Annotated in this window: 12 protein-coding genes; 1 reads left to right on the top strand and 11 read right to left on the bottom strand. The window is 38.0% G+C overall.

The window, feature by feature from the left end; all coding sequences use genetic code 11:
• Positions 1 to 65: 65 nt before the first annotated feature.
• From EHS13_RS14975 to EHS13_RS14930, 10 genes are all read right to left on the bottom strand, one after another.
• Positions 66 to 3,167, bottom strand: coding sequence for a glycosyl hydrolase (locus EHS13_RS14975; protein ID WP_162463122.1), 3,102 nt, complete (start codon positions 3,165 to 3,167; stop codon positions 66 to 68).
• A 47-nt stretch (positions 3,168 to 3,214) separates the two neighbouring features.
• Positions 3,215 to 4,099 (bottom strand): carbohydrate ABC transporter permease, encoded by an 885-nt coding sequence (locus tag EHS13_RS14970; RefSeq protein ID WP_155701112.1) that lies wholly within the window; start codon positions 4,097 to 4,099, stop codon positions 3,215 to 3,217.
• A gap of 16 nt (positions 4,100 to 4,115) precedes the next feature.
• Positions 4,116 to 5,024 carry an ABC transporter permease gene (locus EHS13_RS14965; protein ID WP_155701111.1) on the bottom strand — a complete coding sequence of 303 codons (909 nt, stop codon included), beginning with the start codon at positions 5,022 to 5,024 and terminating at the stop codon, positions 4,116 to 4,118.
• Positions 5,025 to 5,112: 88 nt separating this feature from the next.
• Positions 5,113 to 6,819 (bottom strand): extracellular solute-binding protein, encoded by a 1,707-nt coding sequence (locus EHS13_RS14960; protein WP_155701110.1) that lies wholly within the window; start codon positions 6,817 to 6,819, stop codon positions 5,113 to 5,115.
• A gap of 110 nt (positions 6,820 to 6,929) precedes the next feature.
• Positions 6,930 to 8,564 carry a response regulator transcription factor gene (locus EHS13_RS14955; RefSeq protein WP_155701109.1) on the bottom strand — a complete coding sequence of 545 codons (1,635 nt, stop codon included), beginning with the start codon at positions 8,562 to 8,564 and terminating at the stop codon, positions 6,930 to 6,932.
• On the bottom strand, positions 8,557 to 10,287 hold the full coding sequence (locus EHS13_RS14950; RefSeq protein WP_162463121.1) for a sensor histidine kinase: 1,731 nt from the start codon (positions 10,285 to 10,287) through the stop codon (positions 8,557 to 8,559). The genes EHS13_RS14955 and EHS13_RS14950 overlap by 8 nt, the downstream gene beginning before the upstream one ends.
• 191 nt (positions 10,288 to 10,478) lie before the next feature.
• Positions 10,479 to 12,002 (bottom strand): family 43 glycosylhydrolase, encoded by a 1,524-nt coding sequence (locus EHS13_RS14945; RefSeq protein WP_155701107.1) that lies wholly within the window; start codon positions 12,000 to 12,002, stop codon positions 10,479 to 10,481.
• Positions 12,003 to 12,664: 662 nt separating this feature from the next.
• Positions 12,665 to 13,297 carry a succinate dehydrogenase cytochrome b558 subunit gene (locus tag EHS13_RS14940; protein WP_155701106.1) on the bottom strand — a complete coding sequence of 211 codons (633 nt, stop codon included), beginning with the start codon at positions 13,295 to 13,297 and terminating at the stop codon, positions 12,665 to 12,667.
• 286 nt (positions 13,298 to 13,583) lie between these two features.
• Positions 13,584 to 14,006 (bottom strand): GNAT family N-acetyltransferase, encoded by a 423-nt coding sequence (locus EHS13_RS14935; protein WP_155701105.1) that lies wholly within the window; start codon positions 14,004 to 14,006, stop codon positions 13,584 to 13,586.
• A gap of 90 nt (positions 14,007 to 14,096) precedes the next feature.
• Complete coding sequence (locus tag EHS13_RS14930; RefSeq protein WP_155701104.1) at positions 14,097 to 14,951, bottom strand: NAD-dependent epimerase/dehydratase family protein; 855 nt, start codon at positions 14,949 to 14,951, stop codon at positions 14,097 to 14,099.
• 342 nt (positions 14,952 to 15,293) lie between these two features.
• Between EHS13_RS14930 and EHS13_RS14925 the strand changes: the two genes are divergently transcribed.
• The gene (locus EHS13_RS14925) at positions 15,294 to 16,640 is read left to right on the top strand and encodes an aminotransferase-like domain-containing protein (protein WP_155701103.1); all 1,347 of its coding nucleotides are present in this window, start codon (positions 15,294 to 15,296) and stop codon (positions 16,638 to 16,640) included.
• A 337-nt stretch (positions 16,641 to 16,977) separates the two neighbouring features.
• Here the strand turns inward: EHS13_RS14925 and EHS13_RS14920 are convergent, their stop codons facing one another.
• On the bottom strand, positions 16,978 to 17,463 hold the full coding sequence (locus tag EHS13_RS14920) for a hypothetical protein (RefSeq protein WP_227013942.1): 486 nt from the start codon (positions 17,461 to 17,463) through the stop codon (positions 16,978 to 16,980).
• Between the last annotated feature and the right edge of the window lie 721 nt (positions 17,464 to 18,184).

Genomic DNA, 18,184 nt, shown 5'->3' with positions numbered 1-18,184 from the left:
ATCTTCCGGCTTAGCTATAATATCCTTCAAGATGCCATGAGTGAAGCTTTCCACTTAAACATATCTCATAGAAGAGATTCACTAATCCTAATCGGTTGCATAAGTCCGTATGGGACAAGCCGATAATCCGCTGTAGCATCAGCTGTAGGCGGGTGGAATGACCACCAATCTAACCAGTTTTGTTCCACATTCTTCTGATGGAGTGGACCTAGCATATTACGAGGGCTTCCAACAACCTCAATATCTAATCGATTATCGCCCTTAACTAGCCATGGACTGAGATCGACATGGCCTGCAGCTCGCCATGGTATTGCCTTTGCTTGAATACCATTTACCTTAAGATTAATCGTAACTGCTTTATATTCACCCATCTCTAGCTTATACTTCTTATTCTCCATATCTTCAATTGGAATTTCAAAATGATAGATCATGCTTCCGCAATAATGAGGATAACCTTGTACACCCCAATCACCATAATGTAATCCATTCGGTTCTTCGATTAACTGTCGTTCCGAATTTATAGCAAAATCACCAATTAAGAAGCCATCTTCAATCTCCATATCATGTGTATAGGCACAAGAAACGATGAGTTCATTATTGCCAATTCTCACCCCTGGAAGCTCCACCGTTCCCATCGAACGATCGAGAAACCAGCCTTGTGGACTTGCTTGAACTAACTCACCATTCAAATGAATTTCAAAACGTTCAACTTGTTCGAATACAAAGCGGATAAGCTCCTTTGGAATTGCAGCAACCTCAAAGCTAAATCGTAGTTTTACAGCTGTGCCATTGTTTTTATGAGGCTCATTCACCCAAAAATAACGCTGCAAAATCCCGTTTGCGTATACTTGACGCATATCGAGCAAGGATCGGAATTGTGCCTGCGCTTGCCAGACTTCCATATCATCGGACCATTGATCCTCATCAATGGCATATTGGCATCGGTCCAATACAAGTACATTAGGTGCATTGCGGGTATAGGAATGAATGAATTCCATTTCAGTTACACAAATCGGTGCTTCCGTTTCAGCTTTACTTGTAATGGAATCATTAGCTCCAAGAACTAGTGGATGACGCGAGTGGTCAATTACATATAATTTAGAATCGGTTGGGCCATAACTCTCCACGAATGAAAGATGTCCTTCTTCAACAGTTACGGTCAATTCTTCCACTTTACCCGATAATAAATCCCAAGCTTCAACGCTCCCATAGCCAGTAAGTCGAATATCGACATCATGCAGCTGGTCACGGTCATTATTTACGATGAAAACAACGGAACTGTCTGTGAGCTCCCGACGCATATAAAGGAAACGTTGATCTTCTTTGTTACTCACATTTGTTATACTTACTTGCCGTGGAATGATAGTTTCCAATAGTTCAACCAGCTGGCTACAATCTTCAACTCTATATAATTGTGAATAGTCCGTCAATTTCTCCCACTCATCAGACACCTTGCCATCTATATGTGTGGGTATCTCACCTACAGCGATTATATAACCACCGCTTTCAAGATAAGCAGTTAGCAAGCTAAGAGTTGATCCAAGAAGATTGTAGAGCATCGGTAAGACCACAACCTTGTACTTGGCCTTATTGACAATAAAATGACTGCCCTCTACTCCACCACTTTCTTCTATAATAAGCTCATCGCCTAAATCAAAATCATAGTGTTCTCCAAGGAGAGTATTAATAAATCGATTAAATGCGTCATCATATTCATTGAGTTCTTTAGATTCACTAGCTTTGCTGGACCCTAGCTTACTCTTTACGTCTTCACCCATTCTTGCCCATATTGAGGTTGTAGGATGAACGACCAGAACTTCTCGAACGACTGCGCCTTCACTTAAGACAGCTCCAAGTCTAGCATAGTAGTCTTCTAATACATGATTATGTTCCCACCAATTAACGTTATAATTAAAGGATGGTGGATAATCACGTTTGCGACAGCCACTAATTGTATATAACGCAAGATGATGTGTTAGGAGGTTAACTCCAAGTACGAATTGCCAATCGCCAAGCCACCTGCGGCCTTCGAAAGTGAAATCCCAGCCCGTTACACCATATGTTTCGGAAATGACTCTCTTCAGCCCATATTGATTAGCAACACTAGACACTTGTTTTACAGTTAAGCTTTCATTTGTTTGCTCACATAACGTATCTATACCTGGAATATCCATATAACGGTAATGCGGCATTACTGCACCTGTCCTTTTAACCGAACCTGCTAAATGACCCTCTGAATGAAAATGCCCCGTAAATTGCAAATGACTATCCTGACACCATTCCCAAATTTGTTTTGTGTATGCTTCACTGAATAACTCCGTTATCGTATGCCAATAGTCATGACGGAAATGTGCAGAATGCTCGCCGTTAAAGAAAAAATAAGGCAGCAAACTCCAAATTTCATAGCCTCTTTTCTCCCTAAAAACAGTTGGCAAACGATCTGTCCATGAAATCCATGTAATTTCGCTATCATCAAGCTGCTCTGAGAAACCACGAATTGAAGGTTCATCAGTGAAAATCCCAGGTACCGTTTGGCCAAACTCCGCCCCAATTGCTTGTTTATAAACTTCGTATGTTGTTTCTAGGAATATTTCAGTTGATCTCGGGTTAAGGATATCTATATAAGTATCTCCATGACACCAGTCACTTTTCCGGGAAATCTCTCTGCGAAAAACAAGGTAGACATGGTCAATAGGTAATTGGTGTTTGCCTATTTCCGTTTCTTCTAATAGTCGATAGGTAACTAAATCCTCACCAACAATTTTTGCTTCGTATACCGCAAGGATTAGGTCATCCACCTCAAAGCTCTCGCATACTAGCAGGGTCAATGCTTTCGCTCTAACATCATCTCCACCAATATGGGGAACCTTTCCCCCTGCCATTCCAGAGGAATAGCGGTCTTCATCGTAAAGCCATGCATACATGCCTGCTGATTTGGCTTTATTCACTGTCTCCTTAATTCTATCGATAAACTCTTCACCCAGATAAGGTGTTTCCAAGCCTTCACGCACATGCATCATAAAGCCACCCATGCCTTGAGCCTTAAATCCATCTACTTGCCTATCCAGTTCATCCTGCTCAAGCTTAGAATTCCATGACCAGAACGGTACTGAACGATATTCAACTGGAGGGTTATTAAATTGATTTATTAATTGGGACTTCTTCATAAATCCTCCTATGAGTAATGCTTCCGACATCACTAAATGTATTATTGTTAACCTTTAATGCTACCAAGTGTCAATCCCGTTACAAAATATTTTTGTAAAAATGGGTATACGCAAAAGATAGGAACCATGGAAATAAACATTTGTGCCGCCATAATGGTCCGATCTGAAATAGAACTCATTAGTGTTAAATCACTTGTATTTAAGTTTTCAATGCTTTTGGAAACAATCACCGTTTGTAAATAGGTTTGAAGTGGATAGTTGCTAAGTGAGTTCATGTAAATCAATCCATCAAACCACGCATTCCAATGAAAAATAATAGTAAATAACAGAATCGTAGCCAATGAAGGCTTGGAAATAGGTAAATAGATACTCCAAAGTGTTCTCCAGTTGCCGGCACCATCCATCTGTGCAGATTCCTCCAATTCCCCTGGCACTGTTCTAAAGAAATTCAACATTAGAACAATATTAAATACATTCACAGCTGAAGGAAGAATTAATGCCCATATTCCATCCATTAATCCAGTTGCTTTAACTACCATAAAAGTAGGAATCAACCCTCCATTAAATATCATTGTAATTACAAAAAACCAAGCATAGATCGATCGGAATCGAAACTTATAATTAGATTTGGAAAGCGGGTACGCAGCCAAGATAATCAAGAACATCCCGATAATAGAACCAAGGAAAACACGTTTAAGTGAATTAACAAATGAATGAGCAAAATTTGCATTTTTCATAATATATTCGTAAGAATTCAACGTAAATTCTCGTGGCCATATACTTACCCAACCTGCTGATACAGCTGCGTTTGAACTAAGCGACATGGCAAGCATATGAATAATTGGAAATAGACAGGTAAGTGATAATAGAACCATCAATGTATAGTTAGCAACTACAAATGCTTTTCTTCCAATTGTGTTTTGAATAATCATAGAAGTAAGGCTCCTTTCAAAATACTCGGTAATTTGCAATTTTATAGGCCATATAATACGAAACTGAAATAAAGATGAAAGAAACCACCGATTTGATTAGCCCTACTGCAGTCGCAACCCCATATTGCATTTGTTGTAGACCTAATCTATAGACAAATGTATCTAGAATATCCGAGCTAGTATAAACTTGAGGACTATATAAATTGAAAATCTGATCAAATCCGGCATTTAAAATGTTCCCCATACTAAGGACAGATAATAATACTATGATTGGGATCATACCTGGCAAAGTGATATGCCATACCTGTTTCATGTGTCCTGCTCCATCTAATGCAGAAGCTTCATAAAGCGATTTATCAATACTTAGAATAGCTGCTAAATATATAATGGTATCAAAACCAATTTCTTTCCATAGGTGAGATACGATAAGTATGGCTCTAAACCAGGCATCATTTCCGAGAAAATAAATCGGTTGAATATGGAAGAATACCAATACTTCGTTAACAAAACCGCCTGAAGGTGATAGCAAATCAATCAAAATTCCTGATAAAATAACCCATGAAAGAAAATAAGGTAAATACACAATCGTTTGCACGGTTCGTTTAAATACAACTTTCTTTATTTCATTTAATAAAATCGCTAAACCCACAGGAAAAACTATGCCAACTACCATTTTCATTAAAGCGATAAGCACAGTATTCTTCAAAACTTGCTTAATATCCGGCATATCTAATAAAAAGCGAAAGTTGTCCAATCCTATCCATTCCGACCCAAACCAACCATTGGATGGTACAAAATCTTGAAAGGCAATAATGATCCCAACAATGGGACCATAGCTATAAATTAAAACAAGGATAACTGCTGGAAGTAACATGATATGAAAGGCAGATTGTGAAAATCCGCGTTTTTTTTTAGTTGATATCATTTTTACAAGCCTCCATTTCTTTTATTTTTCATAACAAAAGGGAGTCAGTGACTCCCTTTTGTTATGAAAGTATAGGCTAGCTCTTTACTTATTTCTTAGAAGCATCCCACTCGTTAACTTCTGTAGTAATATCAGTCAATCCTAATTTGTTAATATTTGCTACAAAAGCATCAAAATTATCGATTGATTCTGCACCCATAATAACCTTTGTGTAGAATTCCATTTCTTTCTTCTTAATTGTATCCAACCGACTTTTCATTGTTGTTGTTGGAGCCCCATAGAACTGATCTAGGGCAAATAAATTATTCTTATCATAATCTTCCATAGCTGTAAAAGATCCAGTCTCACCAAATACTTTTTCGTATTGAGCATTCTTATTCTCTCCGCCTTTAAAGCTAAGAATATTATCATAATATCCTTTTTCTTCTGTATTAAGCTTGGAAGGATCCTTTGAATTTACTGCTGCTACAACATTTGTATGTGCCAATAGATTCTTCTTGGCAGGCCATTCTTGGAAATTAGTATTATGCTGTGAAGGGCCATCAGGTCCTAAAAATGAATTATATACTTCTGGAGTTGAACCGCGATAAATTTGTGACCAAAAATTAAGCAATTTTATTAATGCTTCCGGATGCTCATAATTTTTATTTACAACATAATAATTGCGGATATTTAACTTAATTTGTGGATTTGCCGGTTTATCATCGCTAGAAATAATTTTATGTGCTAACCAATCTGAAGCTGGATTGTTATCTTTTGTTTGTTGAAGTGGATACATGGCATTCCACATTGCCCCATACTGAACACCTACCCTACCGCTAGCAGCTAACTCGGATGCTTTAGCAGAATCCTTAGCACCAAAATCCTTCTCCAACAAGCCATCTTTATATAATTTGTTTAAATAAGTCAGTGCCGTTTTCATCTCAGGCTGTACACTTCCATAAGCAAGCTTCCCTGCTGCATCACGAACCCAAGTTTGCGGGTAAGCATGAAAACCATTAAACACCCCAATTGCTTCGCCAAGACCAGGAGATAAGAAATCCTTATTCAGCATTAAACCAAAAGTATCGGCTTTACCATTTCCGTCCGGATCTTTTTCCTTAAAAGCTTTCATTACAGTATAAAGCTCGTCTGTATTCTTTGGCATTTGTAAATTTAACTTAGTAAGCCAATCTTGTCTTACCCATAAAAATGTAGCTGTATCTATGGAAGAATCCACGGACGGGATAGCCAATACTTTACCGCCAAAGGTTGCTGAATCCCAAGGTGCTTGTCCAGCTTCCGCCATAATATCCTTGGTTAGCTTAGTTGCATATTTATCATAGGCTTCTTTTAAATCCGTACGGATTGATGTAGATTTGGACAATGTTGCCAATTGTTCAATACTTACTGACATAATGTCTGGGATACTTCCCGAAGCTATAGCAATACTCTTCTTCTGGTTACATAAATCTGTCCCTTTACAAAACCAAGCTGCATTTAAATTAATCCCTAATTGCTCACGATAGGATTTATTCCATAAGTTATTCGGCCAGTCTGCTTCCTTAAATTTATCTGCAAGTGCATCATTAATTTGAAAATCAATTGAGGCATTAATTTGTGGACTATAGCTGGCCATTGGATCGAATGATGGTTCTGCAGTTGGTTCTGCTGCTGTTGCTGTTGCCACTACTTCCGTAGCTGTTGCTGAAACTGCAGGTGAGCTTGATTCACCACTTTTACTGCTACATGCCGCAAGCATCATCGTTATGACTAGAATAATGCTTACTGTTATCACTTTCTTCTTGCCTACCATTCTAATTCCCCCTAAAATAATATAGTTGTTCGCTGTCTACTTAGTTATTTTAGTTGATCTTTCTATTGGAAGCGATTTCAAATAACCGACTTTACTTGCACTTTCTTGACTTATTTAGTACGGAATTCTTGTGGAGTCAGATCCGTCTCTTTTTTAAAAAACCGCGTGAAATAACCTGCTGTCGAAAACCCCATACTTTTTGCAATATCTTGAATATACAATTCAGGCTGACTTAATAACTCTTTCGCTTTCCTAATCTTTAGCTCCGTTATATACTCCGTGATCGTCATTCCTTCAGATTGTTTAAATAACCTGGATAAATATTCAGGGTTTAGATAAACCTGATCAGCCAGATTCGTCAAAGAAAGATCATCTGCGAGATGTTCAGCAATATATAATTTAATTTTCCCGACAACATCACCTTTTATTTTAAAAGCTTTGTCAGATTGTACTTCAAAGAACCCTCTAACCATCTCACGCAAAAACTTTATAGCTGAATCCCAAGAACTATGAACATTAGATTGGGTCAAATAACGTATATTTTCTTTATAGTACATGCTATCCTGCAAACGATATTTATTTAAATTTACTAGTAAACGAAACGATACTGAATAATATAATTCTATGGATTGTGAATCATTCATCTCACAATGCTTAATAATAGCCTCCAACTCTGTAAAAAGTCGGAATATCTCGTCTTTCTTACCCGTTTCTAAATATATATCCAGCCTTTCAGCCTTTTTATGAAAGACAGCTGTTATTGATTTCATATGTGTATCCTGAAACGTTTTTAACATGTCTATGTCGTTTTTTTCCGTAATGATGATCTGTTTCTCATTATTGTATTGGAATAATAATGCTTTGAGTAAGGAGCTATCTTTAGCAATCAAATCCCATTCCGTCGGGTGATTCATCATGGCAAAGGAAATCGGCAATCCTAAAGTTTGATTGGCAGTACGCTGGATAGTTTCCAGTGACCCATGCACGAAGGTATTAAGTCGCTCCCATGACATATGAGAGGATTCCAAGGCCTGGATGAATAAAAACAAGTAGGTTCGGTTATCGACAAAATCAACAAATCTGATTAAGGGAGCAAAATAGCGATCGCAAATTGAAGTTAAACTTGAGAAAATACGATCTCGCTCATAGCCCTTCATTCTAGCTCCATCATTATCAATTCGCGCAGCGACTAACAACAAAGGATTATGAACGTCTAAAGGAATCTCTAATTCATCAAATGAATGCTTTCTAAATTGTTCAGATGAGATAACCTCTTCCATTAAATCCGCAAAAAATAAAGAGCGATGATAGGCACTTTGCTGACGTCGGAGTAAGATTGCTTTTTTCAATAATGATTCCATTTTCAAGCTTGCTTCCAATTCATCAACGGTTTCCTGCACTGCCGCAAAAATCTTAGCATCACCTTCGGTTTTTAGAACATATTTGACCTGTCCCTGTTGGATCGCTTGATAAATATAATCAAATTCATGATAGCCTGTTAAGAAAATAACTCTGCATTCAGGCCAGCGCCCTTTTAACTGTTCTACGAGCTCTAAACCAGACATTTTTGGCATTCGAATATCTGTAAGCAGTATATCAATTTTTTTCTGTTCAAAAATAGTTAGAGCTTCAATAGCAGATGATGCCTTAAAGATGGTTAAATTCAATAGTTCATCTTCCATAAATAAATCTGTTAACCCGTCCAATATCAGCTTTTCGTCATCAACGATTAGTAATTTATACATTATTCTCGTCCTCTTTCTGGATGTTCATATTTACCTTTATACCGCCAAGCTTACTCATAGTAACTGTTAAACCGCTAATTTCTCCATATTTATATTGGAGCCGTCTGTGTACATTAAGGATAGCAGTAACTTCTTGATCTGGTTGTTTATCACTGAGTAGTACATTCATTTTTTCTAAATGCTCGGCTCCTTCTTCTCCATTATCTTCAACTGTTATAGAAATCATGTCTGCATTTAGTTCGAAAAATACCCGAAGTACACCTGAATGTAACTTATCCTCCAAGCCATGAATAAATGCATTTTCAATAAGCGGTTGTAGAATAAGACGAGGTACTTTAAAGTTTTTAATCTCGTCTGGCACTTCGCTGAAATCAATTGAAATACGGTCAGAGAACCGGGCTAATTGCAAGACAGCATAATTACGAGCATGGATTACTTCGTTTTCTAAAGTAACCATATCCTGTGAGTTTTTAGTGATGAATTGAAAATATTGTGCTAGTTGCTCCGCAAATTGTATGGCTTGTTCACTTTTGTCCATTTTAATCATCCGCGTGATGCTGAATAAACAATTGTAGAGGAAATGTGGGTTTATTTGTGATTGCAGTTGTTTAAGCTCTGCATTTTGTAAAAATATTTTTTGCTTATAGACTTGTTCAATTAAAGAATGAATGTTTAACAGCATGGAATTAAAGCGATCATAGAGATATTGAAATTCATCATTTTTCTCATGTCTAATATTTAACTCTAAATTACCTTCTTCTACACGTTTGAAAGCGCGCATTATCTTAACGAACGGTCTATGAATCGTCCGATTGATAAATGTTAAGTAAAGTCCAATAACACCAAAAGTGATTATGAAAAACAACCAAAACCATTGAATATTTTTGTTCACTTTCTTGAAAATTTGATCTTTAAGGATATAATGATCCAAAGTGATGCTGTACGCCTGTGCTTTCGAATGAATAATCAAGAAGCTCTCACCATTCATCTTCATTTCCTCTGGTATATCAGAATGCTTATTAACCAATTGACGCTGATCGATCCACTCTTGCTGTACGGGTTTAATTATTTCTCCTAGCTGTAATTGATTAGAAATATTAAGCACAATCGCCCCACTATAATTGCGTTTTATAGAGTCAACTAGTTCCTTATTCAAGGCTTCTTGCGAAATTTCAATTTCAACTATCATCTCCGGTGATTCTGTGCTTGATTGATCTAATGGATAGGCAACCATGAGTAATTTTTGTTGATAATAGATTAACTGAAAAGGTGACTTAAGCTTATCGGAAACTACTTTATCTAATGCTAAGCTACCATAACCACTTAAAGCCGATATTTCAATATTTAGCCTCGGCATAAAGATACGGACATCCTTAATCAGTCCACTGCTATTTTTAATTGAAAACAGACGTGCACGAATATTTAGGATCAGTTCAATTTGCCTGTAAGCTTCAATTGTCTCTGTAGTGTTGATAAGCTCTACAAGAAAAGTATCGCTAAACATTTCATATTGCATTAAAGAAAACCGTTTAAGAGAATCTTCTAGAGCAAGGATATAATTGGATGATTGTGACTGGGCAGACTCTGTTATATCTTGTTTAACTACAGTCGTTCCCCAGCTATATAGAAAGCCGGCAAGTGCATAAATAGGCAATGTTGCGATAATAAATGCAATGATTAATTTCACAAATATTGAAGTTCGCCAAATTCTTAAATTCCCCAATTTAATTTCCCCTTATTATTTTTTAAAGGTAAACAGCATTATCACTATATCAAGATAATTGGGGATCAACAAATATTTAATAAAAGAGTTCTTACCAGATATTTAGCAGATTCGAAATCATGAAATTGGCAAAAGAACCTATATAGCTAATAAAAGCTAAATAGGCTCCTTTAAAATCATAATAAATCTAATCAGTTTTTAATCAAAGTAAAATCATCTACTCGAACCCAATTATTAGCATTGGCAACGGAAAACACCCCAAGCTGAACACTTCCATTAGTCACAACAATATTGGAAATAGTCATTTGTGTCCAACTGCTCATTGCTGTATTAATAGCAGCGACTTTCTCTGTCCCACCATAATTCTTAACATATAACTGTGCTGTAGTTTGACCACCGCTGCTTTTAACCCAAGCCTTCAATGTATAGGTTCCATTGGGTACTGTAATATTCTGATACATACTCGCGTTATAAGCTGTTGTGTAACTTTGTGTCATGGTGAATCTACCCGTATGTCCCCCTGTAACATTTTTATTTGGGCTTACACCTATTAAATTAGTCCAATTGGTCCAGCCTGCTAGAGAATCCTGAACTACACGATCTGCTTCAAAGCTTGGGTTAAGCACATAATTATTACCTGCTCCGACAGACCAAACCCCAGTAGCTGCATCAAGGTTATACTGGCTTAATGACTGAAGTGAAGGTGTAGTGCCACTAAACGAAAGTGGAACCCACTGATTATATCCAATGCCATTACCAGCAAAATCGCTCCAGCGATCACCAGCAAACAAAATGGTTGTTCCCGAACTGCCTTGAACAGGTATAAAAAAGCCAGTTTGAGAAACATGAGAGAAGTCCTTAGCCGTACCTCCTATAACCGCTTCGGTAGAATAAGGGCCTAGAATATTAGTTGCCTTAATATAGTAGGCTTGAGAAGCATTCCAGCCATGTAAATCAGAGGAACAGAAGTAATAGTAACCATTATATTTAAACATGGCATTTCCTTCGCGCCCCCCCAGTGAACTGTTAAATATATTGGTTGCTGGTTCGATATTCAAATAGTCAGAACTTCTAAGGGGAGCAACATAGAGATGAGAACGTCCACTTGAATTACTAAATATCAAGTAAGGTTTTCCATCATCATCAATAAATATAGTTTGATCCCCTGTACCTGGTGTTACAACATTGGTAATCTGGGCTTGAACATGATCATAGGTAAATGTGCCAGTTGGCGAACTGCTTGTTGCAAAAAGAACACCTGATCCAGATGGACCACCATATTGAGTAATCAGCACATATTTATTTGTAGTGCTATTATAAACAACCCCCATTCTCCCTACCCAAGAGGTAGGATCAAATGTTGTTCCCGTAGCGCCAGCCGTTATTACATTACCTACAAATGTCCAATGGGCAAGATCAGTTGAAGAATAAAGAGTAATTGCATTAAAGCTAGTGTCTGAATTCTTCGAAGTTGGGTTGTTCGCATAGGTTACAGCTCCGTTATACTTAACTCCATACCAGTAATAAGTACTGCCTACCTTGAGAATCCCCCCACCTTGAGAGTAAATATTGTTACCTGCTGTATCTTTCCAAAAAACATCATTCTGGATAACTTGACTTGATGCAGAAACCGGTGTGGCATTGAAAATAAAGGCAAGAGTCAACATTAATGTAAAACACTTTGTTAAGAAATTTTTATTGATAGTTTTGATCATTTTTAACTTCCTCCTGTTTTGGTTTTGATTAATTCTTTCTCGTAATTGAAAAACTCCTTTCTATTCTTTGGCATTTTTAACCCTTATAAGTCTGTAATTTACTTAGTTAGTTTAGTTGAAATCACAAATGAAAGCGATTTCAAATTTCCGACTTTCCTTGCACTTTCTTGACATATTTTCATGTTTACTATTTAGGACAGAAAAACAGACATAGACTGAAAAATGAACCTAATTGGGGTCGATTAGAACCAAGAAAACGATTGAATCTTGATTTACAGTTCTGAGTAACAAAGATTAAATAAAGCCCTATCATTTCATAGTATTTAATATACAAAAAAAGCCGCTACAGTCTGCTCACAATTAGATGTAATTAAATTTCCATATAAAAAAAGGCATGAGAAATTAATCTCGATGCCGAAGGGGGACTATTTGTTTCTTTTTATTACATTAAAGAACTCTATTTACCAGTAAAGAAGATAAAGCTTCCACCAGACCAAACAGCAGTATTCAATGCTGCGAGACAGCCCTTATACTCTCCCCTCCTTCAAAAATCGATCCGGGGTCAGTACGGCAGCCTTGGTGGGAATCACGCTGTTGTTACTGCGTTAGTTAACAGAGTTCGTTTATCAAATATTCATTCATATCAAAACAACACTAACCGTTTATTTGAATTCATCACCATTGAAAGCAACAAGCGAAAGAATGAATAGCGTGAAAAGAATCACAAATATCGTCATACAAAAATAATAAGAGACTTTTTGTGCACGTGGAGAAATTGTAATGCCCCAGCTGATCAGGAAAGCCCAGAATCCGTTACTGAAATGGAATACAGCTGACAATACACCTATAACGTAAATCACGAAGAACGTAGGATTCGTAACAATTTGATGCATTGTCGAGCCAAGTTCTTCATGCGTTACATTGCCCATGTAAACTTGAAATCGAGTGTTAAAAAAATGCCAGAAAACGAAGATAAAAGTAAAAACTCCAGTAACGCGTTGCAGAGTGAACGCCCAGTTACGGCCGAATGTGTATTGTCCCGAGTTTAGTTTGGACTGATAGGCCATGTACAGACCATAAATGCCGTGAAATAAAATTGGAAGGTATATTCCAAATATCTCAAGCAACGGCAGAATGGGGAGGCTGTTGATTAACTGCACGCCTTTAGCGAACCCTTCCGGTCCACGCTCAAACGCTTGAAAGTTAATCAAAACATGCACAAGAATAAACCCCCCGAGCGGTATCACCCCCAACAGAGAGTGCAGCCTGCGCCAGTAATATGAATTTCCAGTCATTTCAGAATCCTCCTTTCTTCGATCTTCCATATCGTTTAACGAAAAATTCATCTGACTAGACTTGACTGTAACAAACAAATAAAGTATCAGACGTGTGTTGCATTTTTGAATATTAATCTGGCACTGAATTGAGAGACAGATTACATCGTCAATTGTCAGAGGAAACAACAGTGAATTAAAATATTGATAGTATTTCTACCTCTGTTATATTTGAATATAACTACTTACTATTCACTTTGTTCGGAAAAATATATGACCGCCAAAACAATATTAGCGGTCATAGTTCCTATAATATCTTTTTAAAAGAGTAACAAAATTTTTCATAACCCATTTGCATTTGATAAAACTTATGTGCGTTAATATTACTAAAAGCTGACTCTAAGGCCACGACTTTACAATCTTGTTCCTTTGACAATTGGTGTACGTAGTTAAGCAATTTTGTTCCGTATCCTTTTGAACGTACTGATGATGTTGTTACCAAATCATAAACAAACACATGCTTACCATAATAGAAGTTGGTCCGGAAAATAATTCCTGAAAGTCCTACAATTTCGTTATTTTCATAAATTGCAAACAATTTATAGCCTTCATTTGTCATTTGATTAACCGTTTCAATGAAACTTTGCAAGGTTAAATGCATTCTCAGCTCTTTCATTACGGGAAATGCTAATGTCCATTCTTCTTCTGAGACTAGTTGTTTGATCGTCATTGTTTTCTCCTTCTCTTGGTCCACGTATGCATGACCTTGCGCGCAAATCGCGACCGATACACATCCACAAGCTTAAGCCTTGTTCCATTCTTACAAGTCAAGCGTATTTCGAAAGCCTTCACGCCATGAGTGGTATTTAGGCACCCACCCCTGACCGACAGCTTTGCTGTTCAGAGAGCCTCGTTCCCAAACATCTCCACTGCCAGAGGCAACCGGTTCCGGCGCACCAAGCGCAGCTGCATAGACTGGCAACCAATCCGTTTCAGCAGCCGGTTCGTCGTCTACAATATTGTAGGGTCCAGTAGGCCAGTCCAGCGCTAGCAGTGCGGCGCGGGCAGCGTCCTCGGCAAGAACGAAGGAACTGACTCCTTTCGAAGCAACAAGCTTGCCTTGTCGCACTTTATCTGCCATCATGCCATTACCAGCGTAAAAGGTCCCCGGGCCATACAACAGTCCGTAACGCAGAATAACATGCTCTGGCATTTCCTTAGCTGCCGCTTCCAAGGTATAGATGCTGTCGACAAATAATTTACGATTCTGTGAGCTGTCTGAATCAAGAGGGCAATCTTCATCAGCCGGTCCCTCCCCCGGTGTATAAGCCCAGGATACGCTTTGCGTTATCATTTTTCGAACATTGTTTTCCACGGATGCTTCTACTAGATTACGCGTCCCTTCCAATCGAAGCCTCGTAGTTTCGGCAAAATCCATGTTGCGTAGAGATGTAAGCTGGTTAATGACGACGGCTGGTTTGACTTCACGGAATATCCCAAAGAGGACTTCACGGTCAAATACATCTGCTACAAATACTCTAGCACCTGATTCGCTAACATTAGCTGCATGTTCTACATTCCGAATAAGTCCAAACACTTCATGCCCGGCCTTGACGAGCATTGGAACAAGCGATCTGCCAATGACTCCACTTGCACCTGCTACAATAATTCTCATAACTAATACACCTCAAACTTTCGTTTTTTTATTTTGTCCAAATATGAACTCAGAATACACTTCCGAAGATAAACAATGCGCCGTTCGCATTGTGATGTTAGACAGAATCGAATGATTTCCATTTAATAAACACCAAAAATTGGAGTCCCTTCTGTAGAGCTCATCGCAAAGCACATCTGTATGGTGGTATAATTGTTTTCTGCTTCATATCACTTTTACAACAATAAAATAATTTCTTTCACAGACGGCCGTCTATGAATCAAGCATAAGGGACGGACACCCGTCATTCAATCTTATTTTAAGTCAACTGTATCGGTACAATTTTGTAGAAGGAGATATGGAATGAACAAATATATCGAGCTGATGAATGAGATCGAGATGCAAATTGCGAGTGGATCCATACGCGGGGGCCAGCGTCTCCCCTCCATCCGTGAGTTGTCCGCGCGACATCAGTGCAGTTCAAGTACGGTTATCCGGGCATATGCCGAGCTGGAAAAGCGCCATCTTGTATATACCATTCCACAAAGCGGCTATTACGCGGTATTAAAGAAAGCGGAGTCAAGGCAGCAATCCGTCGGGACGGAAGCTGTTCTCGATTTTTCCTCGGCGTCTCCCGATCCGGAGCTGTTCCCGTATCTTGATTTCCAGCATTGCCTCAATAAAGCGATTGACATATATAGAAATCGACTATTTGTTTACGGAACTCCACAGGGACTTCCGTCGTTGCTTCCCGTGCTGAGCCGTCATCTGGCTGACACACAGGTATTTGCCAAGCCAGAGGAGATTGTGATAACCTCTGGCGTCCAGCAGGCATTAGCGATTCTGACCGCGATGCCATTCCCCACCAACAGAAGTACCGTCCTAGTGGAGCAGCCCACCTATCATATGATGATCCGATTGCTGGAAACGATGAATATACAGGCTTCAGGCATCACAAGAACGGAGAATGGTATCGATCTAGATGAGCTTGAGAAGCTGTTTCGGGTCGGGGACATCAAGCTATTCTACACAATTCCCCGTTTTCACAATCCACTCGGAACATCCTACGACGAAAACACCAAAAAGGCGATTGCTTCCCTGGCACGCAAATACGACGTCTATATTGTGGAGGATGACTACTTAGTAGATCTAGAGACTGGCACCAAGTCCGACCCAATCCATGCTTACAGTTCTTCCCATGTCATCTATTTAAAAAGCTATTCCAAAATATTGTTTCCTGGCTTACGAATAGGGGTGGCTGTCTTGCCGCAAGAGCTAATGGATATGTTCTGCCGGTATAAGAATTTGTCTGATATCGACAGTTCCATGGTGTCGCAAGCAGCTCTAGAAATTTATATTCAGAATGGCTTGTTTAGTCGGAGAAAGCATAAAATCGCCAATACCTATCACAACCGGCTACTGCGTCTGAACGCTGCACTTGACCAATATAACAACTCTGCCTATGTCTGGCATGCAAGGGTTTCATCTGGAGTGCATACCCATCTCAGGCTGCGGGAGTCCGCTGCTATTCCTGATCTACTGAATCGGCTGTCTAAGCAGAAAATTATATTGAAGACAAGCAATGACGGCTTTTTGACGGGGTTTACAAAACAGCCTATTATCAAACTGAGCGTTACAAGAACGGAAGAAGCACTGATTGAGGAAGGGATCCAGACTATTTTCGCAGAGATCAGAAAAACCCGCTTCTAAAGTAAGCTGTTTTATACAAGAAACCGATAATTATGAAAATTTGTTGTCTGATGATAAAGTTATATAAAAAAATAATGCTAAAGTCAGAAAACCCACCTCTCTATTGGGGGGCGCTAAAATTGTTTGACATTTACCCGCATATCGGGATCGCTACTTATAAGGCTGCAATTGGTTTATTTCCCCCATAAATAATGTTCAATTACCCCTTTATTTACATTTTCATTCCCTTGATTTTATGCATTATTGGCAGCATACAACAGCGACGTAAAGTGTTCCGTATGCTGAAATGCAGTACAGTTTGGAAGGAGCACCCGCTTATTGATGTAAAAAGCAATGCTCATAAGGATGGCAAGATTCTGGCCCATCTAGACTTGCGATATAAGTTATCATATTTACAATAAATCACTATATTAAAAACTTTGTTTGAAGATGGTATCCCAAAGATATAAGAGTTTACTCCAATCTTGATTTTTTTATCTTTAATAATATCTTCACCAAAGAACAATTCAATACTAACCGCCGAACCATTAATGTTTGAATTATGCCTCCCAGTTGGTCCAATTGTAGGGTATGACATACAAAAATCAAGTATTGGCAACTTCATTATTTTAATACTATCAAGTATAGGTACAGTAGATAAACTCTGTATTTCTAATTCAACTGCAGTATCATTGTCAAATATTGCAATAATTCGATTTTTAATTTTGGCTGCTGAAAAAGATTTAAGCAATTTTGCTAAGTATGCTGTCCCACCGTCCGCTCTGAAGTTATGGAAATCAAAAAATGTAAACAAATGATTATATTCAGGATATAGTATTTCCAAACTTTTAGATTAGTCTTGTTTCACTACATCCAAGAATTTCTAACCTATATTTGTCATCATCAGGGGTCAAATGGAATTCAGCGCCATTTATTCGTGCTGAATTTTTTCTGCATTTGTATTTTAATGCATAAATATTCATTTCTTGGAATTAAGAAAATCCCGTCTCAACAATTCTGAAAACTTTCTCAATAATTATGACACCACACAATAATTGTGTGGTGTCATAATTAATGAGAAATAGCTGGCCAAAAATGCTGGTATAGCAATAGGCATTTTCATAATTAGTGAGAACCTATCTCTGTACAGTGTTCCAAATATACCGAATGTCATAATTAATGAGACTATCCGCATATAGTAAATTTATAATTATTCATTTTAATGCATAGTATAATCCTATCCGTGGTAGACTTTTTAAGGCATTTTACAAAAAAATAACACGATCCCAAACTGGGTTCGTGTTTTTCAATTATTATTATTCAATTTTAATATCTATTTTCCACGACTGTGTGAGCAAGGTGACATACAACTTGCAACTAAAGTCTAATTGGTTGTGGCATACTTATCTTTAAAATACTTTCAAAACATATAGATAACAAAATTTTTATGGGAATTAATCCCCGTATTTTCTCGAAAAACATGAAAATTACGAATTATTCTAAACAATGCATTTGTACATTATGAATTGTTTATACTTTTTAGATGAATAAAAAAATAATTAGTA

The organism is Paenibacillus psychroresistens (assembly GCF_009728935.1).
GTDB classification, from domain to species: domain Bacteria; phylum Bacillota; class Bacilli; order Paenibacillales; family NBRC-103111; genus Paenibacillus_AC; species Paenibacillus_AC psychroresistens.
This window is presented reverse-complemented; position numbering and strand designations above follow the sequence as displayed.